The sequence below is a fragment of the Vibrio sp. 970 genome (assembly GCF_033339075.1).
The window spans coordinates 1-671 of the sequence record NZ_JAWOTW010000371.1 but is presented as its reverse complement, the minus strand read 5'-3'; the positions used below and the strand labels follow the sequence as shown (position 1 = coordinate 671).

Sequence of the window (671 nt, the reverse complement as noted above, 5' to 3'; positions counted from 1 at the left end):
GGCTTGGAAGAGTTTAAAAACTCGTGGTGGAAGCCAGGGTATTTAAAACTGGTCAATAAATATTGTCCGAGTATTCGTGTTGAGGATCTCCAGCCTTATCCTGCAGGGATTCGCGCGCAAGCGGTGTTGTCGGACGGCACTCTAGTGCACGATTTCCTATTTGCAGAGAGCGCAAGAAGCCTTCACGTGTGTAATGCGCCTTCCCCAGCGGCCACATCTGCCATGCCTATCGGAGAGTACATTTGCGATAAGGTCGATGAGAAAGTGGTAGCTAAAGTCGTCTAGTCAGACATAAAGAGCCAGTTTTGAACACTGGCTCTTTCATTTCATCAGGTTTTTGTTGGTGGCATTCTACTTCGGGCAAAGTTCGCCTTTTTTGGCGTGTCTTTCGATCATGTAATCGCCTCTTGCACTGCGTAAGACCATTGCGTTCCACACTTCACCGTCTTGAAGCTCGAACTCAAACGCATAGTGAGTACCCGCTACCACTTGAGTGCGTACTTCGTTGATGTTTTTTAATTTATCTTCTGCGTTCATCTGGTACAAAACCATACTCAATGAGCGCTGCGCTTCTGGAGTAACTTGAGAAACTTGCCATCCACCGGGTTGACTCTTTTCTGCCGAACAAATTGCCTGCATTTTCTTTTTCATCGCGGGTGAAACTTGCTTGT

General features: G+C 46.9%; 1 protein-coding gene and 1 pseudogene. One reads left to right on the top strand and one right to left on the bottom strand.

Annotated features, from left to right (window positions below; genetic code table 11):
• Positions 1-285 (top strand): annotated as a pseudogene (locus R7Q11_RS26750) (L-2-hydroxyglutarate oxidase); the annotation flags it as partial.
• Between the two features lie 66 nt (positions 286-351).
• Here R7Q11_RS26750 and R7Q11_RS26745 read toward each other — a convergent pair.
• A partial coding sequence (locus R7Q11_RS26745; protein ID WP_225467064.1) for a cystatin domain-containing protein occupies positions 352-671 on the bottom strand: 320 nt, incomplete at its 5' end.